Below are 24091 nucleotides of genomic sequence, written 5' to 3' on the forward strand. Positions count from 1 at the left end.
CAGTGGTTGTGCCAAGTCGGACAAATGCCGAATTTATGGGCTCTCAGCATGGGAGAAGGGTGTTTGCGTGCACCGGTTCAATGCGCGATGCCCGGTTTTGAAGCAGAAAGATCAAAAGATCGCAGGCTGCGCCAGCTCCTACAGGGGATCGTGGGCCACCCGTAGGAGCTGGCGCAGGCTGCGATCTTTTGATCTTTTGGGGGCAGTGAAAAACTCAGCCATGAAACAGTAAAAACAGCAGCACCAGGTTCACCAGCAACGACACCAGCGCCAAGGTCCGCCAGACCTTCAACGGTTCGCGCTCCAGCAGCGGTCTGGGTCGCACGCTCAAACTGCGCCGCTCGCCCTGTTCCAACAGCAGCAACCATTCTTCCGCCGTTTCAAAGCGCTGACCCGGATCCGCCGCCACAGCGCGCTCCAGACTTTGCGCAATCCATTCCGGCAGGTCGGGTCGATAGCGACTGGCGCTGACAGAAACCCCGAACCGTGGGCGCTGGAAGGCTTCGATTTCGCCGTAGGGATAATGCCCGGTGAGCAGGAAATACAAGGTCACGCCGACGGCATACAAATCCTGTTGCGGTGTCGGTGCTTCCCCACGAAAGGCTTCCGGCGCGATATAGCTGGGCGTTCCAGGCAGGGCAGAAGGCTGATCTTCAGACAGGCCGGGGCAGTAGGCGAGACCGAAGTCCAGCAGGCGTAATTCGCCGTCGTCCCCCAGCAGCAGGTTCTCCGGTTTGATGTCGCGATGGAGAATCTGCCGTCGATGCAGTATGCCAACGGCGCGCAGCAGGCGTTCGGCCAGATCCAGCCATTGGGGCAGAGGCAGTGGTCCGACATCTGCTTGCAGTTCCGCCAAGGTAAATCCGGAATATTCCCGCATCACGTAGTACAAATGCTGACGCTGACTGGCGGCATGGACTTCAGGGAAATGCCGCCCGGCCACGCGCTTGAGAAACCATTCTTCCGACAGCAACGCCTGCCCGGCCAAGTGATCGTCACGCAGCGCGCCCGGCAAGGTTTTCAGCAGCCAGGGTTGTTGTTGCCCATCGCGTACCCGATAGAGCAATGACTGCTGGCTCTGACCGAGTATCCCTTCGACCTGCCAACCCTCGAAAGTCTGGCCTGGTTTCAAGGCTGGCGGCAGTGGCCATTGCTGCAAATGAATCAACGCATCGCCGATGCTCGTTTCACCCAGGGCATCGACTCGCACCAGCAAGGCGCTGGCGTTGTCCTGGCTGCCGGCCAGATGTGCCGCGTTGACCAAGGTCTGCGCCGCGGTGTTCAGATCCGGTTGATCGCGCAGAATTGCCGCAATCGCGGTGTCGCCCAGCACGGCCCAAATACCGTCGCTGAGCAATACGAAACTTTCGTTCAGCCGCAGTTCGCCATCGAGAAAATCCAGCACCAAATGCTGATCGAGCCCCAATGCTCGCTTGAGCACATGCTGCATGCCTGGTTGGTCCCAGACGTGATCCTCACTGACCCGCTGCAAAGTGTCGGCGTGCCAGCGATAAACCCGGCAATCGCCGACATGAGCCAAGGTAAACCGCCTACCGCGCATGACTAAAGCACTGACAGTGGTGAGCAACGGTTGCCCGCCACCATTGGCCTGCAACCAGCGGTTTTGTGCCAGCAGCAGGCGATCCAGTGCCTGCGCGACGCCCCAGGTTTCCGGCGTTGCGTAGTAATCCAGCGCCAGTGCCTGCAGCGTCGAGCGGGCGGCGAGACCGCCATCGGCGCACTGGCTGACGCCATCGGCGATGGCGAACAGGTAACCCTTGCTCGCCGCCAGCGCCGGGGCTGGAGTCACCAAGCGCAGGGCGTCCTGATTCTCCTCGCGAGGGCCGATGGCGCTCGCTTCGGCAAAACTCAGTTGCAGGCTCATTGAGGCCTCAGACCCGAGCAGCGGTCACGGCTGCCGAACCCCAAGTGGTTCTCCAGCGACGTTTCACGCCGTGCAGACCGAACCACGCCAGAACGCCAAGGCTGGCGAACAACCACAACGCCAGTTGATAGCTGCCGGTGCTTTGCTTGATCGCGCCCATGCCCGCTGCCAGTGCAAATCCACCAATACCGCCGGCCATGCCGATCAAACCGGTCATCACGCCGATCTCCCGACGAAAGCGCTGCGGCACCAATTGGAAAACGGCGCCGTTACCGGCACCCAAACCGAGCATGGTGCAGACGAAAAGTGCCAGCGCGGCGTAGGAACTCGGCAGATTGAAACCCACCGCAGTGATGCAGACCGCCGCCACCGTGTACATCCCCAAAAGGGTGCGAATGCCACCGAAGCGGTCGGCCAGCGCGCCGCCCAACGGACGCATCAAGCTGCCACCGAACACGCAGGCTGCGGTGTAGTAACCGGCAGTTACCGGGCTGAGGCCATATTGGTCGTTGAAATAGCCGGGCAGGGCACTGGCCAGGCCGATGAAGCCGCCGAAGGTCACGCTGTAGAAAAACATGAACCACCAGCTGTCGCGGTCGCCCAAGGCCTTGAAGTAGTCGGACACGGACTTGGCTTTTGGCCGCTCAGGCGCGTTTTTGGCCAGCCAGGCGAAGACGATGATGGTCAGGATCAGCGGGATCAGCGCGAAGCCGAACACGTTGCTCCAGCCAAACGCAGCCGCCAGCACCGGGGCGATCAGTGCGGCGAGCACGGTGCCCGAGTTACCGGCACCGGCGATACCCATGGCTTTGCCTTGGTGTTGTGGTGGGTACCATTGCGAGGCCAGCGGCAGGGCGACGGCGAAGGACGCGCCGGCCATGCCGAGGAACAGGCCCAGCACCAGCGCTTGTTCGTAACTGTGAATGCCGAGTTTCCAGGCGCCGAACAGGGCGCAGATGACGATCACCTGGCCAATCAGCCCGGCGGTTTTCGGTGACAGGCGATCAGCCAGCAAGCCCATTACAAAGCGCAACACCGCCCCGGCCAGAATCGGCGTGGCCACCACCAGCCCGCGCTGCTGGGTGGTCAGGTGCAGATCGGCGGCGATTTGCACTGCCAGTGGGCCGAGCAGGTACCAGACCATGAAACTCAGGTCGAAATAGAGGAAGGCCGCGAACAATGTCGGGGTATGGCCAGATTTCCAGAAGCTTGAATTCATCGCGCACCTCAGCTGTTAGGAGTCTCGAGAAGGAGTCATGAGCTTGCAGGTGGGGCGCCGCATCGGCCGCACCACCGGCCCCGGTCTGTGGGGCCAAAACAAAAAAACGCCGCCACCGGATTCGCCAAAGGGCAAATGAGGTGAGCGACGTCTTTGTCGTAGGTGGGGCAACCGCCGTTGGTTACCTGTAGCGATTACCTAGCGAGATCTGTGCCAACAGTCGAAACCGAGTCGCGGCCATTCGCGAGCAAGCCCGCTCCCACATTAGACCGCGATCAAATGTGGGAGCGGCGGTGCGGCGATCCGACTTGCTCGCGAAGGCGATAGGGCATTCACCGCAGGGCTTCAGCCGAGCAGCTCGCTCATGGCAATGATCTGCTCCGCCACCTGAATCAGCTTCTGCTGCCGGCTCATGGCCTGGCGGCGCATCAGGGTGTAGGCCTCTTCCTCGTTGCAGTCCTTCATTTTCATCAGCAGCCCTTTGGCCAGCTCGATGCGCTTGCGCTCGGCCAGTTGCTGGTCGCGGGCGTTGAGTTGGGCGCGCAGGGCCTGGTCGCTTTCAAAGCGCGCCATGGCCACATCGAGAATCGGCTGCAAGCGCTGTGCGTGGATGCCTTCGACGATGTAGGCACTGACCCCGGACTTGATCGCCTGACGCATCACGTCGGGGTCATGTTCATCGGTAAACATCACGATCGGCCGCGGTTGGTCGCGGCTCACCAGCACCACTTGTTCCATCACATCGCGGCTCGGTGACTCGGTATCGATCAAAATCACGTCCGGACGCACCGTTTCGACGCGCGCGGGCAGGTCGATGGTCAGACCCGACTCGTCGATCACCTCGAATCCGGCTTCGGTCAGGGCCGCTTTCAGGCGACCGACTTTCTTCGCGGTGTCGTTGATCAGCAGGATACGCAACATATTCGCAGTCTCCTGTCAGCGGCTGGCGAGAAGGGGCGAGCTGTCGCTCATGGCGTGCAGCTTGAAACTGCGGGCATAGCCGGCGGGGTCCAGGCCATCCCAGACCTTGCCGTCGATCAACTGGCTGCTGCGCATTGGCTGATCACTCGCGGCCACACCTACAGCGGTGGCGGCCTCTCGATACAAGTCTAGTTGCTGGACCTGACGGGCCACGCCCAGGTAGTCCGGGTCGTCGCGCAACAAACCCCAACGACGGAATTGAGTCATGAACCACATGCCATCGGACAGATACGGCAGATTGACCTCGCCATCACCATGGAAGCGCAGTGCGTGCGGGTCCTGCCAGCGATTACCCAGGCCATCGGCGTAGTCACCGAGCAATCGCGGTTCGATGCAGTCGAGTGGCGCGTCGAGGTATTCGGGTGCGCTCAACAGCTTCGCGGTGCTGCGGCGATTCTCGGTACTTTCTTCGATGAAGCGGCTGGCCTCCAGAATCGCCATCACTAGCGCCCTTGCGGTGTTGGGGTATTGCTCGACAAAGGCGCGGGTGCAACCGAGGACTTTTTCCGGATGATCGGGCCAGATGGTTTGGGAGGTTGCCATCGTGAACCCCAGGTTCTGCTGCACCGCGCTGGCGGACCACGGCTCGCCGACGCAGAAGCCATCGATGCGTCCGGCTTGCAGGTGCGCGACCATTTGCGGCGGCGGCACGACCACGCTGTCAACGTCCTGCAACGGATGGATGCCCTGACTCGCAAGCCAGTAATACAGCCACATGGCGTGGGTGCCCGTAGGAAATGTCTGGGCGAAGGTGAGTTTTGGGCGACTTTGGTGCACGTGCCGTTCCAGTGCTTCAGGACTGGTCACGTCCAGCGCCTGTAAGCCATGGGAGAGGTTGATGCTCTGGCCATTCTGATTCAGGCCCATGAGCACCGCCATGTCGGTCGATGCGACACCGCCGATGCCCAAATGCACGGCGTAGATCAAACCGTACAGACTGTGCGCGGCGTCGAGTTCGCCACTGACCAGTTTGTCCCGCAGGTTGGCCCAGGACGACTGGCGCTTGAGATTCAGGGTCAGGCCATAAGGTTGGGCAAAGCCCTGCGTGGCCGCGACCACTACCGAGGCGCAGTCACTCAGGGCCATGAAGCCAAGGTTGATTTCGGTCTTTTCCGGGGCATCGCTGCCGTTGACCCAGGCCAGAGGGTTGGCTGGAACTTCAATCATCAGTAAACACCTTCCATAAAAAAGCGCCGGACCGGGCTGCTTGCCAGGGCAAGGCCAAGTGACGACGCCTTTGTCTTTCGACTCATCCCGCCGTTGGCATGAGTGCTGATGTCAGTGACGGTGCAAGGCATATGCCATCGCTCGCTGATTTTGTCGCGCGCCTCGCCTGCAACCCCGATGCCCGGCTATAATCGCCGCCACTTTTCGTAGCCCAGAGTCAAACCCGCCCATGTACACCCTGGCCCGTCAGCTGTTGTTCAAACTTTCCCCGGAAACCTCCCACGATCTGTCCCTGGACCTGATCGGCGCGGGCGGGCGTTTGGGCCTCAACGGCTTGCTGTGCAAGGCACCGGCGAAAATGCCGGTGACTGTCATGGGCCTCGACTTCCCGAACCCGGTGGGTCTGGCGGCCGGTCTGGACAAGAACGGCGCGGCCATCGACGGTTTTGCGCAACTGGGTTTTGGTTTTGTCGAAATCGGCACCATCACCCCACGTCCGCAGCCGGGCAACCCGAAGCCACGCATTTTCCGTCTGCCGGAAGCCGAGGCGATCATTAACCGCATGGGGTTCAACAACCTTGGCGTCGATCACCTGCTGGCCCGAGTGGCGGCGGCCAAGTTCAAGGGCGTGCTGGGCATCAATATCGGCAAAAACTTCGATACCCCGGTTGAGCGGGCGGTCGACGACTACCTGATCTGCCTGGACAAGGTCTACGCCCACGCCAGCTACGTGACGGTCAACGTCAGCTCGCCGAACACCCCGGGCCTGCGCAGCCTGCAATTCGGCGATTCGCTGAAGCAATTGTTGGCCGACCTGGCGACGCGCCGCGCAGAACTGGCGCTGCGCCATGGCAAACATGTACCACTGGCGATCAAGATTGCGCCGGACATGACCGACGAAGAAACCGCTCAGGTCGCGCAAGCGCTGATCGAAACCGGGATGGACGCGGTGATCGCCACTAACACCACCCTGAGCCGCATCGGTGTTGAAGGCATGGAGCATGGTGACGAGGCGGGCGGTTTGTCCGGCGCACCGGTTCGCGACAAGAGCACCCACACCGTGAAGGTGCTGGCGGACGAGTTGGCCGGTCGCTTGCCGATCATCGCCGTGGGCGGCATCACCGAAGGCAAGCACGCAGCTGAGAAAATCGCTGCAGGTGCAAGCCTGGTGCAGCTCTATTCCGGCTTCATCTATAAAGGTCCGGCGCTGATTCGTGAATCCGTAGACGCAATAGCAGCCTTACGCTGACCGTGTAGCAGCTGCCGAGCACCGCGAGGCTGCGTTCGGCGGCAGAGCCGTCGTGAAACCTGAAAGCACGGTGTACCTGTAAGACCGCAGTGTCTGATTCTACGACTGCTCCGCCGCCGAACGCAGCCTCGCGGTGCTCGGCAGCTGCTACAAGGGAATTGAATTTCGGCGAAAAGCAGGCATAAAAAAGGGCTCCTCGAAGGAGCCCCTGGGCCGAAGCCCGCCGCCCGGATGGGGCGTGCGTGGTAAGTCGTTACGTAATCAGATTGTCGTGTCGGAGTGTGTGCCCTGTGTTAGCCGACGGCGTGAAGTTCGTTGAGTCTATGGATTCCCGCAGTGCCGGTCATACCGTCCCAGTTGTCGCCGCGTCCTTCTCGCCAGCCGTTAATCCAGGCTTGGCGTACCGACGGTAGAGTAAATGGGCAAAGCTCACGGGATTTGCCACCAACGCCATATTGATATCCGCGCAAAAATGCTCTTTCCAACGGATCACGCTTAAGTCTTCTCATAGGGTGTTGCCCTCACTTGTTGACTGTATTTATCGCGTCGACCTCAATTGAGGTCTGGCAGAAAAACTCCTGCCGTTGGGGCTCGCTGCCGGCGTCGCGAGCCAAGGTGTTGACGTCATTGCGGCGTCAACCTGTGTTGAGTTCTAACCAATGCGTCACATCGAGGGAATGATCGTTTTGTCATAAGGACGTAACGATAAAGATGGTATGGCGATAAGTAACACGATGTTGTCCCGTGTTTATTGGCAAAACCCCGGTATGATCAGCCCCGCGCTGCATGATGGGGTTAATCCTTTAATGAGAATGCCTCCTGTTGAATAGGGGGACTATTCGACGAAGGGTCGACTTATGACATTTTGTTGCATCAACTTTTTTATCTGTCTTTGCATCTAAGCTCTTTTAACCCGAGCTTGCAGGGGTGGGACGGCACACCTTCGTGCCACGCGGGCGCTCTTTTAGAAAAGCGCCTGATTGAAAACCGGGCCGGCAATGCGTTGCCGGTTCACTTAGCTAAAGGCTCTGGAATTACCATGTCCGATCGTTTCGAACTCTTCCTCACTTGCCCCAAAGGCCTTGAAGGCCTGCTCATCGAGGAAGCCATCGGGCTTGGCCTTGAGGAAGCGCGTGAGCACACCTCTGCCGTGCGCGGCATGGCCACCATGGAAACCGCTTATCGCCTGTGCCTGTGGTCGCGCCTGGCGAACCGGGTGCTGTTGGTGCTCAAGCGTTTCCCGATGAAGGATGCCGAAGACCTTTATCACGGCGTGCTGGATATCGAGTGGCAAGACCACATGCTCAACGACGGCACCCTGGCCGTTGAGTTCAGCGGTCACGGCTCGGGCATCGACAACACCCACTTCGGCGCCTTGAAGGTCAAGGACGCCATCGTCGACAAACTGCGCACACCGCAGGGTGACCGTCCGTCCATCGACAAGCTCAACCCGGACCTGCGCATTCACCTGCGCCTGGACCGTGGCGAAGCGATCCTGTCCCTCGACCTCTCGGGCCACAGCCTGCACCAGCGTGGCTATCGCTTGCAGCAGGGCGCGGCACCGCTGAAGGAAAACCTCGCGGCCGCAATCCTGATCCGTTCCGGCTGGCCACGCATTGCGGCTGATGGCGGCGCGCTGGCTGACCCGATGTGCGGTGTCGGTACGTTCCTCGTCGAAGCCGCGATGATCGCCGCCGACATGGCGCCGAACCTGCGTCGCGAGCAGTGGGGTTTCACAGCCTGGCTCGGTCACGTCCCGGCGCTGTGGAAAAAGCTTCACGAAGAAGCCACTGAGCGTTGCGCGGCCGGTTTGGCCAAGCCACCGCTGTGGATTCGCGGTTATGAAGCCGATCCACGCCTGATTCAACCGGGCCGCAACAACGTTGAGCGTGCCGGCCTGAGCGAGTGGATCAAGATTTACCAGGGCGAAGTCGGGACGTTCGAGCCACGTCCGGACCAGAACCAGAAAGGCCTGGTGATCTGCAACCCACCGTACGGCGAACGTCTGGGTGACGAGGCGAGCTTGCTCTATCTCTACCAGAACCTCGGCGAACGTCTGCGTCAGGCTTGCTTGAACTGGGAAGCCGCGGTATTCACCGGCGCCCCGGACCTGGGCAAGCGCATGGGCATCCGCAGCCACAAACAGTATTCGTTCTGGAACGGCGCGTTGCCGTGCAAGTTGCTGCTGATCAAGGTCACTCCAGACCAGTTTGTCACTGGCGAACGTCGCACCCCGGAACAGCGTCAGGTCGAGCGTGAACAAGCCGAAGTCGAAGTCGCAGACAACGACGTAGCACCCGGCAAGTACGAGAAGTACAACAAGAACGGCAACCCGATCAAACCGGCACCGGTGGTGATCGAGCAGCCGCGCTTGAGCGAAGGCGGGCAGATGTTTGCCAACCGTCTGCAAAAGAACCTCAAGGCCCTCGGCAAGTGGGTCAAGCGTGAAGGTATCGACTGCTACCGCGTCTACGATGCCGACATGCCGGAATATTCCATGGCCATCGACCTGTATCAGGATTGGGTCCACGTCCAGGAATACGCCGCGCCGAAATCCATCGATCCGGAAAAAGCCTCGGCACGTATGTTCGATGCCCTGGCTGCCATTCCGCAGGCCCTGAACATCGACAAGAGCCGCGTGGTGGTCAAACGTCGCGAGCGTCAGAGCGGCACCAAGCAATACGAACGCCAAGCGGCACAGGGCAAGTTCGTCGAGGTCAACGAAGGTGGCGTGAAGCTGCTGGTCAACCTCACCGACTACCTCGACACCGGGCTGTTCCTCGATCACCGGCCAATGCGCATGCGGATCCAGAAAGAGGCGGCCGGCAAGCGCTTCCTCAACCTGTATAGCTACACCGCAACCGCCAGTGTTCACGCAGCCAAGGGCGGCGCGCGCAGCACCACCAGCGTCGACCTGTCGAAAACCTATCTGGACTGGGCGCGTCGAAACCTGTCGCTGAACGGTTTCTCCGAGAAGAACCGTCTGGAGCAGGGCGACGTGATGGCTTGGCTCGACGCCTGCCGTGACGAATATGACCTGATCTTCATTGATCCGCCGACGTTCTCCAACTCCAAGCGCATGGAAGGGATCTTCGACGTGCAGCGTGACCAGGTGCAATTGATCGACCTGGCCATGGCGCGTCTGGCCCCGGGCGGCGTGTTGTACTTCTCCAATAACTTCCGCAAGTTCCAGCTCGAGGAAAACCTTGCCGAGCGTTATGCGGTCGAGGAAATCACCGCCCAGACCATCGATCCGGATTTCGCCCGTAATGGCAAAATCCACCGTGCCTGGAAAATCACGGCACGTTGACACTTGAAGGAATTGGATCCACAGAGCCTTGATTTTTAAAGGCTCTTGGCTTCTTTCTGTGCTGGTCAAATTGATGGCTAATAGCTATAACTCAACAAATGGCCAATGGGCTTTCCCGCACCTGGCGTTTTGAGTTGCGTCTATGTCGTTGCACGCCGTGCGCCCGAAGATCCTGGGTTTTATCAGTGAAGATGTCTCGGCCTGGCTGGTCGCACTGCTGGTATTGGTTGTCGGCGGAATTCTCACGGGATTGCTGGCGTGGTCGACGCTGAATCTGTTCCAACATCAATTGCGGCAACGTTTCCAACTGCTGGCCAGTGAACGTTACAGCCGTATCGAAGAACGCTTCGAAGATCAGGAGCAGCGCCTCGATGGCCTGCGCCGGTTCTTTGCCAATTCCGACTCGGTCTCCCGCGCGGAGTTCGACGGTTACACCCAACCGCTGCTGCACCGGACTCAGGCCTATTCCTTCGCCAAGCGGGTAACCGGTGCCGAACGAACGGAATTTGAACGCAAGGTGCGTGCAGAGGGTTTACCCGAGTTCACCCTGCGCGAACTCAATGCCGACGGCCAACTGCAACTGGCGGCCGAACGGGATGAGTACGTGGCGGTGCTGTATAGCCAGACCCAAAGCAAACTGGGTTCGCCGCTGGGCTACGACTTGTGGGCTCAACCCTTGCGCCGTTCCACCCTTGAACGGGCCGATCAGCACGGCGGCATGGCGGTATCGCAGCCGATGCATCTGGTCAGTATCGAACCGGCCTATGCGCGCGGCGTGCTGCTGGTCGCACCGGTGTTGCTGCGCAATAGTCCGGCTACGGCGGGGGTGAAATCGTACGGTTATGTCATGGCTGTGATCAGCATGCATCAGTTGCTGGCGGACGGGCTGCCGGAGGCGGGCCGTGACTACCTTTCGGTGCGCATCCTCGACTTATCCACAGACGATCAGCACGAAGTGCTTTATGAGTCCCCCAACACCTCGGCCCCCAGTGAGTTGGCTGCGTCCCGGCTGTTACGGCTTGCCGACCATGACTATCAAGTCGACATTCAGCCCAGCGATGCCTTCCTGCGAGCCAATCACTCTTCGGTGACCACCCTGGTGGTGCTGGGCAGTTTGCTCAGTCTGTTGCTCAGTGCCTTGCTTTATGTGCTGGTCAGTCAGCGTCGACGGGCGCTGAAAATGGTCGAGCAACGGACTCAGGAACTGCGCGCCCGCGAGCAGGAGTTGCGCGGCACCCATGGCCAGTTGCGTGGCGTGCTGAATGCCGCGACCCAAGTGGCGATCATCGCCACTGATCTGCGCGGGGTTATCCAAACCTTTAATGCCGGTGCCGAGCAAATGCTTGGCTACACCAGCGCTGAGGTGGTGGGCCACATGACCCTGGAAAACCTGCACCTGCCCCGAGAGCTCCTGGCACGTTCGGCGGAGTTGAGCGCGCGCTATGGCAAACCGATACCGACCTGCCAGGCGATGTTGGTCGAGGGCGGCGAGGAGGGTGGTCATGAGGCGCGGGAATGGACGCTGCTGCGTGGCGACGCCAGCCATTTGACGGTGAACATGCTGGCGACCCCGGTCCTCGACGAGCAAGGCTTGTGGGTCGGGCACCTGGCGATCTGTATCGACATCACCGAACGCAAGCGGGTCCACGAGGCCCTGGCGGCACGGGACCTGTTGTTGAAGAAACTCAGCGCCCATGTGCCCGGCGGGATCTACCAGTTCAAGATGGAGTTCGATGGGCGCTTCAGCGTGATCTACGCCAGCGACGGTATTCGCGAGATCTACGAACTTGAACCGGATGTGCTGTTGTTCAACGCCGAAGCGATTTTCACTCGGATTCATCCGCAGGACACCACCCGGGTCCGCGCTTCGATCCGGGCGTCGGCGGACACCCTCAGCCCTTGGCGCGAGGAATACCGCGTGCAGCTGCCCCTGCGCGGCCTGCGCTGGGTTCGTGGCGAGGCGACGCCGGAGGAATTGCCCGGTGGCGGCGTGCTCTGGCACGGCTATGTCTCGGACATCTCCGACTTGAAACGGGTGGAAGAAGAACTGCGGGCGCTATCGATCACCGACTCCCTGACCGGGATCCACAACCGCCGCTATTTCCAGGAACGCCTGACCACCGAAATGGTCCGGGTCGAACGCGGTGGCGGCGAACTGTCGGTGATCATGCTCGATATCGACCACTTCAAACGCATCAATGACCAGCATGGCCACGCGGTCGGCGATCGGGTGTTGCAGATTGTGTGCGAACGCATCGGTCATCGGTTGCGGCGCACCGACGTGTTCTGTCGCTTGGGTGGCGAGGAATTCATGGTGCTTTGCCCGGATATCAACGGCGAGCATGCCCATGTCCTGGCCTTGCAACTATGGCAAGGGTTGCGCAGTTCGCCGATCGAAGGCGTCGGGACCGTGACCGCCAGTTTCGGGATTGCCAGTTGGCGAGTCGGGGAGGGCGCGGATGCGCTGCTGCTGCGGGCGGATTCGGGGGTGTATGCGGCGAAACTGGCCGGGCGGGATCGGGTCGAAGGCGAGATGAGTTAGGTGCGGCTGTACGCAAAACCCTGTGGGAGCGGGCTTGCTCGCGAATGCGGAGTATCAGTCGACATTAATGCTGAATGACACACCGCATTCGCGAGCAAGTCGGATCGCCGCACCGCCGCTCCCACATTTGATCTCCAGTGTTTGGAGAGGCGGGTTACAGCACCGAAGCCGTTTCCGGCAGTTTCGGCTGGCGATACAGGTCCAGTAGCACCTGATCCAGCACCGACGACGCGCCAAACGGTGCCTTGTCGTTGAGGATCGCCACTACCGCCCAGGTATTGCCGTTGATGTCGCGGCTGAAGCCGGCAATCGCCCGAACCGTATTCAAGGTGCCGGTCTTGATGTGAGCTTCACCGCGCATCGCAGTGGTCTTGAGGCGTTTGCGCATGGTGCCGTCGGTGCCGGCAATCGGCATCGAACTGATGAACTCGGCCGAATACGGGCTTTTCCAGGCCGCTTGCAGCATGCCGGCCATTTCACGCGCACTCACCCGTTCGGCACGGGACAGGCCGGAACCGTTCTCCATCACCAGGTGCGGCGCGGTGATGCCTTTCTTCGCCAGCCACTGACGCACCACACGCTGTGCAGCCTTGGCATCGTCACCGTCGGCCTCGGTGCGGAACTGCGCACCCAGGCTCAGGAACAGCTGCTGGGCCATGGTGTTGTTACTGTATTTGTTGATGTCGCGGATGATTTCCGCCAGGTCCGGCGAGAAGGCCCGAGCCAGGACCTTGGCGTCTTTGGGGGTTGGCGCCAAACGGTCCACGCCCTGAATGCTGCCGCCCAGTTCCTTCCAGATCGCCCGCACGGCGCCTGCGGTATAGGTCGCGTGGTCGAGCAGCGACAGGTAAGTCTGGGAGCTGCACCCTTCGCCCAACTGGCCGCCGACCGTCACGGTCACGCTGCCATCGGCCTGGGTCACCGGGTTGTAACGCACGCCACCGGTGCATTGCTTGGAGTTGACGGCTTTGACCTGGTTTTCGATGCGAATGGTGGCAATCGGCGGTTCCACGAACACCAGCACCCGGCCGTTGTCGTTGCGTGCCACAAAGCGCAGGGCCTTGAGGTTGACCATCAGCGAGTCGGGTTTGACCAGGAACGGCTTGTTATCGTCATTGCCGTCGTCGTTGAACTGTGGCAATTGCGGTTGTACGAAGAAGCTGCGATCCAACACCAGGTCGCCAGTGATTTGCGTCACACCGTTGGCGCGCAGGTCACGCATCAGCAGCCAGAGTTTTTCCATGTTCAGCTTCGGATCGCCGCCACCCTTGAGGTAGAGGTTACCGTTGAGGATGCCGCCGCTGAGCGTGCCGTCGGTGTAAAACTCGGTTTTCCACTGGTGGTTCGGGCCGAGCATTTCCAGCGCCGCGTAAGTGGTGACCAGTTTCATGGTCGAGGCCGGATTGACAGAGACGTCAGCGTTGAAAATGGTCGGGGTGCCGGGGCCGTTGAGCGGGATCATCACCAGCGACAGGGCGTTGTCCTGCATCTTGCTGGCCTTGAGGGCTTTTTCAACGTTGGGCGACAGCGCGGTGTTGATCGGGGCGGCGGAAACAGAGAAGGCCAGAGGGAGCAGAAAACCGGCCAGTAACAATGGACGCAAAGATTTGATCATGTGAAATAAAACCCTACAGCCGAGGGGGGAAAAAAACGAGGGCATGAAGATAAATTCCCTCAGTGGTCATGAAAGTGTCGGCATTATGCCCCAAGGTGTAGCAGCTTGTGCCGTGCCCTGGCCTTCTAATCCGCTATTTTTTACCGACGGTAGGGCTTGCAACCCAGAGAGACGGGCAATCGGCGCCTTAAACTGCTAAAGTGCCGCCCGTTATTACTTATGAGGATTGTTCCAATGGCGACTAACCGTTCCCAGCGTCTGCGCAAAAAACTGTGCGTCGATGAATTTCAAGAGCTGGGTTTCGAACTGAACCTGGATTTCAAAGAAGATTTGGCTGATGAAGCCATTGATGCTTTCCTCGACGCGTTCCTGAAAGAAGCCATGGAAGCCAACGGTCTGGGCTATGTTGGCGGCGACGACTTCGGTCTGGTTTGCCTGCAGAAGCGTGGCTCGGTGTCCGAAGAGCAGCGTGCCGCTGTTGAAGCCTGGCTCAAAGGCCGCAGCGAACTGACTGAAGCGACTGTCAGCCCGCTGATCGACGTCTGGTACCCGGAAAAGCCGATCAATCCGGTAGCTTGATGTTGTAAAAAACGGCGACCCAAGGGTCGCCGTTTTTTTATGTCCGGAAGATCAAGAGCTCGCAGCCTCGTTTCACTCGACAGCTGCTACATGGATTGCATTGTCCTGTAGCAGCTGTCGAGTGAAACGAGGCTGCGAGCTTTTAGCTTTTACGCCAGTTCAGAATCACCAGCGTCAACACCCCTGCCACAATCCCCCAGAACGCCGAACCGATGGAAAACAGTGTCAGCCCCGACGCCGTCACCATAAAGGTAATCAGCGCCGCTTCCCGTTCCTTCACTTCGTTCATCGCAATGCTCAAGCCATTGATGATCGAGCCGAACAACGCCAGTGCCGCAATCGACAGCACCAACTCTTTCGGCAGCGCGGCAAACAGCGCTGCCAGCGTCGCGCCGAACACCCCGGCAATCCCGTAGAAAATCCCGCACCAGACGGCCGCCGTGTAGCGCTTGTTGCGATCTTCATGGGCATGCGGCCCGGTGCAAATCGCCGCGCTGATAGCCGCCAGGTTGATCCCGTGGGAACCGAACGGCGCCAGCAGCAACGAGGCGATGCCGGTGGTGGTGATCAGCGGCGAGGCCGGTACGGTGTAACCGTCGGCGCGCAGCACGGCGATACCGGGCATGTTCTGCGAGGTCATCGCCACCACGAACAGCGGAATGCCGATGCTGATGGTCGCGGCGAGGGAGAAGTGCGGTGTGGTCCAGACCGGTGTCGCCACTTCCAGGTGGAAGCCACTGAAATCCAGCAGGCCCATGAACCCTGACAGCGCCGTCCCGATCAACAGCGCGGCCAGTACGGCATAACGCGGCGACAGGCGTTTGACCACCAGATAAGTGAAGAACATGCCCAATACCAGCGCGGTGCGATGCTGCGCGGCGACGAATATTTCGCTGCCGATCTTGAACAGAATCCCCGCCAACAAGGCTGCGGCCAATGATGCTGGAATCTTTTTCACCAGCCGTTCGAAGCTGCCTGTGAGGCCGCAAATGGTCACCAGCACCGCGCAGGTAATGTAGGCGCCAATGGCTTCGCCGTAGGTCACGCCACCCAGACTGGTGATCAGCAACGCCGCGCCGGGTGTCGACCAGGCAATGGTGATTGGGGTGCGATAGCGCAAAGACAGGCCAATCGAACACACCGCCATGCCAATCGAGATCGCCCAGATCCACGAGGAAATCTGCCCGCTGGTCAGGCCCGCCGCTTGCCCGGCCTGGAACATCAGGACCAGCGAGCTGGTGTAACCGGTCATCATCGCAATGAAGCCGGCGACGATCGCAGAAGGCGACGTATCGGCCAAAGGGCGGAGCTGCGTGTGCGTGATGTCGTTCATGACAGCGGTGTTCCTTTTTACGTATGAAAATGTTCCGAAGTGAAGTCTTCCAATGCGTTCAAGCCTAAACTCAAAAGTAACCGGGCGTTGCAATACAGCCGAGGCCGCAAACAGCCGTACAGTCGTGTTGCCACCCGCCATTGTGTACAATCGCGGTGTTTTTTACGCGATACTTGCCAGCGACCCACTGTGCCGTATTACAGTCACGGTCAATTCGCCGCAGTTCTTCCGACTCGAGTGCCCATGAACGAACAGTTGCAACCCCTAAAGAAACAACCGCGAGCAGGCAAAGCCGGCCGCAGCGGTACCCAGGACGATATTGTCTACGCGCATATCTTCGAGGCCATCCTCGAACAGCGTCTGGCGCCCGGCACCAAGTTGAGCGAAGAAGCGCTGGGGGAAATTTTCGGGGTCAGTCGCACCATCATTCGCCGCGCGCTGTCGCGCCTGGCCCATGAAGGCGTCGTGCTGCTGCGTCCGAATCGTGGCGCTGTCGTCGCCAGCCCGAGTGTCGAAGAGGCTCGCCAGGTGTTCATGGCCCGGCGTCTGGTGGAGCGTGCGATCACTGAATTGGCGGTGCAGCATGCCACTGCCGAGGAGATTGCCGACTTGCGCCAGATGGTCAACGACGAGCGCGACAGCTTCTCCCGTGGCGATCGCGGCGCCGGTATTCGTCTGTCGGGCGAGTTCCACTTGAAGTTGGCCGAAGCGGCGAAAAACGCACCGCTGATCAGCTTTCAGCGCAGCCTGGTGTCCCAGACGTCGTTGATCATTGCCCAGTATGAAAGCGGCAATCGCTCCCACTGTTCCTACGACGAGCACACCCAGCTGATCGACGCTATCGAAGCGCGCAACGCTGAGCTGGCAGTGGACCTGATGATGCATCACATGGATCACATCGACAGCAAACTCAACCTCGACGAAGAAAGCGCGTCGGATGATTTGCATGCGGTGTTCTCGCATTTGTTGCAGACCAAGAAGCCAGGGCGGCCTGCAGCCAAGTTGTAAGTGACACCGCAGCGCGCCCTTCGCGAGCAAGCCCACTCCCACAGGGGAATGCATTTCAACTGTGGGAGCGGGCTTGCTCGCGAAGGCGATGTGACTGGCAATAAAAATCCCCCGTGCTGAAAAGCGACGGGGGATTTTTTATGCCCGAAAGATCTTAACGCTGATGCACCTGATTCCCCGCCGCATACGTCTGCAACACGGTCCGGTCATCCCCAAGCGTCATCAATACAAACAACGTCTCGGCAATGTTATTGGCCTGCTTCAAGCGATAGCTGAGCAGCGGCGTGGCGTTGTAGTCCAGCACCAGGAAGTCCGCATCAGTGCCCGGTTGCAGGGTGCCGATCTTGTCTTCCAGACGCAGCGCACGCGCACCACCGAGGGTGGCCAGGTACAGCGACTTGAACGGGCTCAACCGTGCGCCTTGCATCTGCATGACCTTGTACGCTTCATTCAACGTTTGCAGCAGCGAGAAACTGGTGCCGCCGCCGACGTCCGTACCGAGGCCGACATTCAACTTGTGCTTCTCGGCCATCGGCAGGTTGAACAAACCGCTGCCGAGGAAGAAGTTCGACGTCGGGCAGAAGGCGATCGCCGAGCCGGTTTCCGCCAGTCGCGCGCATTCGTCATCGCACAGGTGCACGCCGTGGGCGAATACCGAGCGCTCGCCGAGCAGCTTGTAATGGTCGTAGACGTCCAGGTAGCCCTTGCGCTCAGGGAACAGCGCCTTGACCCACTCGACTTCCTTGAGGTTTTCGCTGATGTGAGTCTGCATGTACAGGTCAGGGAATTCGCTGAGCAACTGGCCGGCGAGGGTCAGCTGTTCCGGGGTGCTGGTCGGGGCGAAGCGCGGGGTGACCGCGTAGTGCAAACGGCCCTTGCCGTGCCAGCGCTCGATCAGCGCCTTGCTTTCGACATAGCTGGATTCGGCGGTGTCGGTCAGGTAGTCCGGCGCGTTGCGGTCCATCATCACCTTGCCGGCAATCATCCGCAGGTCCAGCTGCTCGGCGGCTTCAAAGAACGAGTTCACCGATTGCGGGTGCACGCTGCCGAACACCAGCGCCGTAGTGGTGCCGTTGCGCAGCAGTTCCTTGATGAAAATGCCTGCGACTTCGTCAGCGTGAGCCTTGTCGGCGAACTGGCTTTCGCATGGGAAGGTGTAGGTGTTGAGCCAATCCAGCAACTGCTCGCCGTAGGCGCCGACCATGCCGGTTTGTGGCAAGTGAATGTGGGTGTCGATGAAGCCTGGGGTGATCAGCGCGTCCTGATAATGGGTGATCTCGATGTCGGCTGCCAGCGTTGGCAGCAAGTCGCTGGCGTGACCAAGGGCGCTGATCTGGCCGTTATCAACCACCAGCAAGCCGTCTTCGAAAAACTCATACGAGGCTTCGATGCCCACTTCGGCGGGGTCGGCGATGCTGTGCAGAATGGCGGCGCGGTAGGCTTTGCGAGTCAGAGGCATAAAAATTCTCAATTCGTGGCTTGGCTGCGGCGTGAAGCAGGCAGCAGTTTGGCGATCGATGATCCGGCGCTGGCGGTGTGCTGGCCGAAATTGGCGTTATAGGTGGCGATGATTTCGCCGGCGATGGAGATGGCGATTTCCACAGGCAACTTGCCTTTGACTTCGCCGATGCCCATCGGGCAGCGCATGCGTTGCAGCACGGCGCTGTCGAAACCACGGTCGCGCAAGCGGTGTTCGAACTTCACCCGTTTGGTCTTCGAACCGATCAGGCCGAAGTAGGCAAAGTCGTTGCGTTTGAGGATCGCGGCGGTGAGTTCGAGGTCGAGCTGGTGATTGTGGGTCATGACGATGCAATAGCTGCCGGCGGGCAGGTCGTCGACTTCATCCACCGGTTCTTCGGCGACGATTTTGCGTACGCCGTGGGGGATCTGTTCCGGGAATTCGGAATCCCGCGAGTCGATCCAGCGCACCCGGCAGGGCAGGCTGGCGAGCAGTGGCACCAGCGCCCGGCCGACGTGGCCGGCACCGAACACGGCAATCTGCGCCTGGACCTGGCCCATTGGTTCGAACAGCAACACCGTCACGCCGCCGCAGCACTGACCCAGGCTGGCGCCGAGGCTGAAGCGCTCCAGGTGCGTGTCCTGCTTGCCACAGGCCAGCATCTCGCGGCCGATCTGCATGGCCTTGTATTCCAGATGCCCGCCACCGATGGTGTCGAAGGTCTGGGTGGCGCTGATGACCATCTTCGAACCGGCGTTACGCGGTGTTGAGCCGAGTTCTTCGATGATGGTCACCAACACGCAGGGTTCACCCTGGGATTGCAGGTCGGCGAGGGCGTCGATCCAGTTGTACATATTCACCTCAACATTTCTGTTGTCTATCCGGGCCTCTTCGCGAGCAAGCCCGCTCTCACATTTGGAATGCATTCCCCTGTGGGAGCGGGCTTGCTCGCGAAGGCCGCGCCTCGGTATCAGAGCGAAGCCAACTCAACTTCAGCCTCGATAGCCTTCGCCACCTTCAACTGGCGCATCTGCTCACAGCCCCACAACACCCGCTCCGGCGTCGCCGGTGCGTCGATTTTCGGTTGATGCTTGTAGTCGCCAAGACTGGCCACGGCGTCCTTGATCGCACACCACGACGCGATGCCGAGCATGAACGGCGGCTCGCCCACGGCCTTGGAATGGAACACTGTGTCTTCCGGGTTCTTGCGGTTTTCCACCAGCTTTACACGCAGGTCCAGCGGCATGTCCGCCACCGCCGGGATCTTGTAGCTGGCCGGGCCATTGGTCATCAGTTTGCCCTTGTTGTTCCACACCAGTTCTTCCATGGTCAGCCAGCCCATGCCCTGGATGAAACCACCCTCGACCTGGCCGATGTCGATGGCCGGGTTCAGTGAGTCGCCGACGTCGTGGAGGATGTCGGTGCGCAGCATTTTGTACTCGCCGGTGAGAGTGTCGATGATCACCTCGCAGCAGGCTGCGCCGAAGGCGTAGTAATAGAACGGCCGGCCCCGAGCCTGGCTACGGTCGTAGAAGATTTTCGGGGTCTTGTAGAACCCGGTGCTCGACAGCGACACCTGAGCGAAATACGCCTGCTGGATCAGCGATTCAAACGTCAGGATGTGATCGCGAACCCGCACGTGGCCATTGTGGAATTCCACGTCTTCTTCACTGACCTTGTACTGCCGCGCGGCGAATTCAACCAGGCGCTTCTTGATGATTTCCGCCGCGTTCTGCGCCGCTTTACCGTTCAGGTCGGCACCACTGGAAGCCGCGGTCGGCGAGGTGTTCGGCACCTTGTCGGTGTTGGTCGCGGTGATCTGCACGCGGTCCATTTCCACCTGGAACACTTCGGCCACAACCTGCGCGACTTTGGTGTTCAGACCCTGGCCCATTTCAGTGCCGCCATGGTTCAGGTGGATGCTGCCATCGGTGTAGACATGGATCAGCGCACCGGCCTGGTTGAGGAAGCTGGCGGTGAAGGAAATACCGAATTTCACCGGGGTCAGCGCCAGGCCTTTTTTCAGGATCGGGCTGTTGGCGTTGTAGCGACGAATCGCTTCGCGGCGCTCGGCGTACTGGCTGCTTTCTTCGAGTTCGGCGGTCATTTCCTCGAGCATGTTGTGCTCGACGGTCTGGTAGTAATGGGTGACGTTGCGCTCGGTCTTTCCGTAGTAGTTGGCCTTGCGCACCGCCAGCGGATCGAGGGCCAGATGGCGGGCGATGGCGTCCATCACTTCTTCGATAGCGACCATGCCTTGCGGGCCACCGAAACCACGGTAAGCGGTGTTCGACGCGGTGTTGGTCTTGCAGCGGTGACCGTTGATGGTCGCGTCGCCCAGGTAGTACGAGTTGTCGGCGTGGAACATCGCACGGTCGACAATCGACGCCGACAGGTCCGGCGAGCAACCGCAGTTGCCGGCCAGTTCCAGGGCGATGCCGTGCAGCCGACCGGTGCTGTCGAAGCCGACGTCGTACTCAACATAGAACGGGTGACGCTTGCCGGTCATCAGCATGTCTTCGACCCGCGGCAGGCGCATTTTGGTCGGCTGGCCGGTGAGGTGCGCGATCACTGCGCACAGGCACGCAGGGCTGGCGGCCTGAGTTTCCTTGCCGCCGAAACCTCCGCCCATGCGGCGCATGTCGACGACGATTTTGTTCATCGACACATCGAGCACTTCGGCGACGAGCTTCTGCACTTCGGTGGGGTTCTGCGTCGAGCAGTAGACAATCATCCCGCCGTCTTCGGTTGGCATCACCGAAGAGATTTGGGTTTCGAGGTAGAAGTGTTCCTGGCCGCCGATGTGCAACGTGCCCTGGATGCGATGCTCGGCAGTGGCCAAAGCGCCGGCCGAATCACCGCGCTGATGCGTGTGGCTGTCGAGCACAAAGTGGCGTTTACGCAGCGCTTCAACCACGTCCAGCACCGGCTCCAGATCTTCGTATTCGATGATCGCGGCCATGGCGGCTTTGCGTGCGGTTTCCAGGTCCTTCGCCGCGACAGCGAGCACCGGTTGACCGACGAATTGCACGTCGTCGATGGCCAGTAGCGGATCGCCCGGCAGCAATGGACCAATGTCTTTCAGGCCCGGCACGTCTTCGTGCGTAATGGCGATGCGCACGCCTTCAAAGGCGTAACAAGGTTTGGTGTCGATGCTGATGATTTTCGCGTGGGCGCGGTCTGATAGCCGAGCATAAACGTGCAACTGGTTCGGGAATTCCAGTCGGTCGTCGATGTACTGCGCTTCACCGGACACGTGCTTGGCGGCGCTGTCGTGCTTGACGCTGCGGCCGACACCGGTGGTCAGGTCTTTGGCGAACAGTTCAGCCAGTTCGGCTTGGGTCTTCTCTACAGTGTGATGATTAGACATAAGCGGTCACCCGAGTCTCGATGTGCGGTGTTTGCAGTTCGATGAAGTATTTACGCAGCAGGTTCTGGGCGCTGAGCAGGCGGTATTCCTTGCTGGCACGGAAATCCGAGAGCGGCGTGAAATCTTCGGCCAGTGCGGCGCAGGCGCGTTCGACGGTGTCGTTGTTCCAGGTGGCGCCGAGCAATACGGCTTCGCAAGCCTTGGCACGTTTTGGTGTAGCCGCCATGCCGCCGAAGGCGACGCGGGCGTCGGCGATCACGCCGTTGTCGATGCGCAGGTTGAACGCGGCACAGACAGCGGAAATGTCATCGTCCAGACGTTTCGACACTTTGTAGGCGCGGAACAGTTGTTCGGCGCTGGCACGCGGCACGATGATCTTTTCGATGAACTCGCTTTCCTGGCGCGCGGTGACCCGGTAATCGATGAAGTAGTCTTCCAGCGCCATCGTGCGGCGAACGTCGCCTTTGCACAGGACAATCTGCGCGCCGAGTGCAATCAACAGGGGCGGGGAGTCACCGATCGGCGAGGCGTTGCCGATGTTGCCACCGAGGGTGCCCTGGTTGCGGATCTGCAGCGAAGCGAAGCGCTGCAGCAATTCGCCGAAGTCCGGGTACTCGGCTTTCAAGGCCTCGTAGCAATCGGAGAGGGCGGTGGCGGCGCCGATTTCCAGGCGATCGTCGAAACGGTCGATGCGCTTCATCTCGGCGACATTGCCGACGTAAATCATCACCGGCAGGGTGCGGTGGAACTGCGTGACTTCCAGCGCCAGATCCGTACCGCCGGCCAGCAGGCGAGCCTGTGGATAAGCGTCATAGAGGTCAGCCAGATCGGCGACGGTCAGCGGCACCAGGCAGCGCTTGTCGCCACTGTTGAGTTCGCCGATATCGGTAGGGGCGATGGCTTTGAGGCGAGCGATGGTGTCGGCTTCACGGGCGTCGAACTGATCCGTTTGCTTGCCGCAGCAGGATTGTTCGGCGGCAGCCAGAATCGGCCGATAACCGGTGCAGCGGCAAAGGTTGCCGGCCAGCGCTTCGTGGGCTTTATGCGCATCCGGTTGATCGCTGTTCTTTTGCAGTGCAAACAGCGACATCACGAAGCCCGGTGTGCAGAAGCCGCATTGCGAGCCGTGGCACTCGACCATGGCTTTTTGCACGCTGTGCAGCTCGCCTTGGTGCTTGAGGTCTTCAACGCTGATCAATTGTTTGCCGTGCAGTGACGAAACGAACGTCAGGCACGAGTTGAGGCTGCGATAGCGAATGTGTTCGCGGCCATCGTCATCCGTTTGCAGCTCGCCGACCACCACGGTGCACGCGCCGCAGTCACCGCTGGCGCAGCCTTCTTTGGTGCCGGGTTTGCCCACATGGTCGCGCAGATAATTGAGCACGGTCAGGTTTGGGTCCAGGGCGTGCTCGCTACGGAGTTCCTGGTTAAGTAAAAACTGGATCACGGAAGGCCTCGCAGACTCATTATTGTTGTTAACCGACTTGAACCGAATTTATCAGGTCTGACTTTGTGGTCAATGATTTTCTGACTTAAAGGTCAGGAAATAGCATTTTGTCGATCAACGACTCGTTCCTTTATTATTGACCCTCACGGGATAGCCTGCTTTTTGCTTGAATCGTGCCAAAAACCGCCGAGTGGGCACTCCGCCATGACCCTTCATGTGCGCTACACTGCGCCGCTTGTGCAGATCGAAGAGTTTGAAGGACAACCATGACGTTCAAGGCGCCGGACAGCCTCGCCGAGCAAATTGCTCACCACCTCGCCGAACGCATCATTCGTGGCGAAATGAAGCCCGGGGAGCGCATCCAGGAACAGAAGGTCACGCTGGCCCTCAATGTCAGCCGCGGTTCGGTCCGTGAAGCCTTGCTGATCCTCGAGCGCCGCCACCTGATCGCGATCCTGCCGCGACGTGGCGCCCACGTGACCGAACTCACGGTTCACAAGGTCCAGAGCCTGTGCACGCTGATGAGTGAGCTTTACATTCTGCTGGGCAATGCAGTGGCCAGCGGCTGGCAAGTCCAGGCCGACATGGCGCCGTTCGTGCAAATCCAGCAGCGTCTGACCGCCAGTTACGAGCGTCAGGACATTCGCACCTTTGTCGACGACAGCTTCAGTGTGATGCGCGCCGCGTATCCGTTCGCCAACAATCCGTACTTGCAGGAAACCGTCGAGAATCTGCAGCCGGCCATGAGCCGCGCGTATTTCCTCGCCCTGGAACAGCGCAAGGCCTCGATGAGCGAGTTCCTGGAGTTGTTCGAACGCTTGCTCGCCGCCGTGCTGGCCCGTGATTTTCCGCAGATCCGCATTGTGCTGACGGCGTATGCCCAGCGCAGCAGTGATCTGGTGGTTTCTGCCCTGACGGACGCTTAAG

At 60.2% G+C, this 24091-nt stretch carries 17 protein-coding genes; 6 read left to right on the top strand and 11 right to left on the bottom strand.

The genetic code is table 11. The annotated features are described in order from the left end of the window. Positions 1–214: 214 nt before the first annotated feature. From ACSQ87_RS10005 to ACSQ87_RS10020, 4 genes are all read right to left on the bottom strand, one after another. Positions 215–1885, bottom strand: coding sequence for a bifunctional protein-serine/threonine kinase/phosphatase (locus ACSQ87_RS10005; protein ID WP_223432140.1), 1671 nt, complete (start codon positions 1883–1885; stop codon positions 215–217). A gap of 7 nt (positions 1886–1892) precedes the next feature. Further along, positions 1893–3104 carry a nitrate/nitrite transporter gene (locus tag ACSQ87_RS10010; RefSeq protein ID WP_223432139.1) on the bottom strand — a complete coding sequence of 404 codons (1212 nt, stop codon included), beginning with the start codon at positions 3102–3104 and terminating at the stop codon, positions 1893–1895. Positions 3105–3449: 345 nt separating this feature from the next. Further along, on the bottom strand, positions 3450–4025 hold the full coding sequence (locus ACSQ87_RS10015) for an ANTAR domain-containing response regulator (RefSeq protein WP_008146285.1): 576 nt from the start codon (positions 4023–4025) through the stop codon (positions 3450–3452). A 15-nt stretch (positions 4026–4040) separates the two neighbouring features. Next, entirely contained in the window at positions 4041–5252 is a 1212-nt protein-coding gene (locus tag ACSQ87_RS10020; protein ID WP_223432138.1) for a CmpA/NrtA family ABC transporter substrate-binding protein, read from the bottom strand. Positions 5253–5481: 229 nt separating this feature from the next. On the opposite strand from ACSQ87_RS10020, the gene ACSQ87_RS10025 reads away from it, so the two are divergent. Beyond that, entirely contained in the window at positions 5482–6501 is a 1020-nt protein-coding gene (locus ACSQ87_RS10025; protein WP_223432137.1) for a quinone-dependent dihydroorotate dehydrogenase, read from the top strand. Positions 6502–6794: 293 nt separating this feature from the next. Here the strand turns inward: ACSQ87_RS10025 and rmf are convergent, their stop codons facing one another. After that, positions 6795–7010 carry a ribosome modulation factor gene (gene rmf, locus ACSQ87_RS10030; protein ID WP_003223300.1) on the bottom strand — a complete coding sequence of 72 codons (216 nt, stop codon included), beginning with the start codon at positions 7008–7010 and terminating at the stop codon, positions 6795–6797. Positions 7011–7540: 530 nt separating this feature from the next. On the opposite strand from rmf, the gene rlmKL reads away from it, so the two are divergent. Both rlmKL and ACSQ87_RS10040 read left to right on the top strand, forming a co-directional pair. Continuing rightward, entirely contained in the window at positions 7541–9811 is a 2271-nt protein-coding gene (rlmKL, locus tag ACSQ87_RS10035) for a bifunctional 23S rRNA (guanine(2069)-N(7))-methyltransferase RlmK/23S rRNA (guanine(2445)-N(2))-methyltransferase RlmL (protein ID WP_223432136.1), read from the top strand. 142 nt (positions 9812–9953) lie between these two features. Then, positions 9954–12353: a sensor domain-containing diguanylate cyclase gene (locus ACSQ87_RS10040; RefSeq protein ID WP_223432135.1), complete on the top strand. Its 2400-nt coding sequence runs from the start codon at positions 9954–9956 to the stop codon at positions 12351–12353. Between the two features lie 154 nt (positions 12354–12507). Here ACSQ87_RS10040 and dacB read toward each other — a convergent pair whose 3' ends face one another. Further along, positions 12508–13968 carry a D-alanyl-D-alanine carboxypeptidase/D-alanyl-D-alanine endopeptidase gene (gene dacB, locus ACSQ87_RS10045; protein ID WP_436273588.1) on the bottom strand — a complete coding sequence of 487 codons (1461 nt, stop codon included), beginning with the start codon at positions 13966–13968 and terminating at the stop codon, positions 12508–12510. A gap of 234 nt (positions 13969–14202) precedes the next feature. Here dacB and ACSQ87_RS10050 point away from each other — a divergent pair, with 234 nt between their 5' ends. Next, positions 14203–14547, top strand: coding sequence for a YggL family protein (locus tag ACSQ87_RS10050; protein WP_007896965.1), 345 nt, complete (start codon positions 14203–14205; stop codon positions 14545–14547). A 142-nt stretch (positions 14548–14689) separates the two neighbouring features. Here the strand turns inward: ACSQ87_RS10050 and ACSQ87_RS10055 are convergent, their stop codons facing one another. Next, positions 14690–15880 (bottom strand): benzoate/H(+) symporter BenE family transporter, encoded by a 1191-nt coding sequence (locus ACSQ87_RS10055; RefSeq protein WP_223432133.1) that lies wholly within the window; start codon positions 15878–15880, stop codon positions 14690–14692. Between the two features lie 243 nt (positions 15881–16123). On the opposite strand from ACSQ87_RS10055, the gene ACSQ87_RS10060 reads away from it, so the two are divergent. Then, complete coding sequence (locus tag ACSQ87_RS10060) at positions 16124–16888, top strand: GntR family transcriptional regulator (protein WP_223432132.1); 765 nt, start codon at positions 16124–16126, stop codon at positions 16886–16888. A gap of 154 nt (positions 16889–17042) precedes the next feature. Here the strand turns inward: ACSQ87_RS10060 and guaD are convergent, their stop codons facing one another. The 4 genes from guaD to xdhA form a co-directional block, all read right to left on the bottom strand. Next, on the bottom strand, positions 17043–18347 hold the full coding sequence (gene guaD / locus ACSQ87_RS10065; RefSeq protein ID WP_223432131.1) for a guanine deaminase: 1305 nt from the start codon (positions 18345–18347) through the stop codon (positions 17043–17045). Positions 18348–18355: 8 nt separating this feature from the next. Next, on the bottom strand, positions 18356–19201 hold the full coding sequence (gene xdhC, locus ACSQ87_RS10070; RefSeq protein ID WP_223432130.1) for a xanthine dehydrogenase accessory protein XdhC: 846 nt from the start codon (positions 19199–19201) through the stop codon (positions 18356–18358). Between the two features lie 116 nt (positions 19202–19317). Beyond that, on the bottom strand, positions 19318–21717 hold the full coding sequence (gene xdhB, locus ACSQ87_RS10075) for a xanthine dehydrogenase molybdopterin binding subunit (protein ID WP_223432129.1): 2400 nt from the start codon (positions 21715–21717) through the stop codon (positions 19318–19320). Then, entirely contained in the window at positions 21710–23164 is a 1455-nt protein-coding gene (gene xdhA, locus ACSQ87_RS10080; protein WP_223432128.1) for a xanthine dehydrogenase small subunit, read from the bottom strand. Before xdhA ends, xdhB begins: the two co-directional genes overlap by 8 nt. A gap of 266 nt (positions 23165–23430) precedes the next feature. Between xdhA and ACSQ87_RS10085 the strand changes: the two genes are divergently transcribed. Beyond that, positions 23431–24090 (top strand): GntR family transcriptional regulator, encoded by a 660-nt coding sequence (locus ACSQ87_RS10085; protein WP_046047881.1) that lies wholly within the window; start codon positions 23431–23433, stop codon positions 24088–24090. Position 24091 lies beyond the last annotated feature (1 nt).

Origin of the sequence: Pseudomonas sp. LjRoot277, from assembly GCF_964253845.1 — a bacterium.
In the GTDB taxonomy this organism is placed as follows: domain Bacteria; phylum Pseudomonadota; class Gammaproteobacteria; order Pseudomonadales; family Pseudomonadaceae; genus Aquipseudomonas.

Coding starts and splice junctions, on each gene's coding strand:
- ACSQ87_RS10040 (WP_223432135.1), top strand. CDS start 9,954: ATGTCGTTGCACGCCGTGCGCCCGAAGATCCTGGGTTTTATCAGTGAA.
- ACSQ87_RS10025 (WP_223432137.1), top strand. CDS start 5,482: ATGTACACCCTGGCCCGTCAGCTGTTGTTCAAACTTTCCCCGGAAACC.
- rlmKL (WP_223432136.1), top strand. CDS start 7,541: ATGTCCGATCGTTTCGAACTCTTCCTCACTTGCCCCAAAGGCCTTGAA.
- ACSQ87_RS10020 (WP_223432138.1), bottom strand. CDS start 5,252: ATGATTGAAGTTCCAGCCAACCCTCTGGCCTGGGTCAACGGCAGCGAT.
- xdhB (WP_223432129.1), bottom strand. CDS start 21,717: ATGTCTAATCATCACACTGTAGAGAAGACCCAAGCCGAACTGGCTGAA.
- dacB (WP_436273588.1), bottom strand. CDS start 13,968: ATGATCAAATCTTTGCGTCCATTGTTACTGGCCGGTTTTCTGCTCCCT.
- ACSQ87_RS10085 (WP_046047881.1), top strand. CDS start 23,431: ATGACGTTCAAGGCGCCGGACAGCCTCGCCGAGCAAATTGCTCACCAC.
- ACSQ87_RS10050 (WP_007896965.1), top strand. CDS start 14,203: ATGGCGACTAACCGTTCCCAGCGTCTGCGCAAAAAACTGTGCGTCGAT.
- xdhC (WP_223432130.1), bottom strand. CDS start 19,201: ATGTACAACTGGATCGACGCCCTCGCCGACCTGCAATCCCAGGGTGAA.
- rmf (WP_003223300.1), bottom strand. CDS start 7,010: ATGAGAAGACTTAAGCGTGATCCGTTGGAAAGAGCATTTTTGCGCGGA.
- ACSQ87_RS10010 (WP_223432139.1), bottom strand. CDS start 3,104: ATGAATTCAAGCTTCTGGAAATCTGGCCATACCCCGACATTGTTCGCG.
- ACSQ87_RS10060 (WP_223432132.1), top strand. CDS start 16,124: ATGAACGAACAGTTGCAACCCCTAAAGAAACAACCGCGAGCAGGCAAA.
- ACSQ87_RS10055 (WP_223432133.1), bottom strand. CDS start 15,880: ATGAACGACATCACGCACACGCAGCTCCGCCCTTTGGCCGATACGTCG.
- ACSQ87_RS10005 (WP_223432140.1), bottom strand. CDS start 1,885: ATGAGCCTGCAACTGAGTTTTGCCGAAGCGAGCGCCATCGGCCCTCGC.
- ACSQ87_RS10015 (WP_008146285.1), bottom strand. CDS start 4,025: ATGTTGCGTATCCTGCTGATCAACGACACCGCGAAGAAAGTCGGTCGC.
- guaD (WP_223432131.1), bottom strand. CDS start 18,347: ATGCCTCTGACTCGCAAAGCCTACCGCGCCGCCATTCTGCACAGCATC.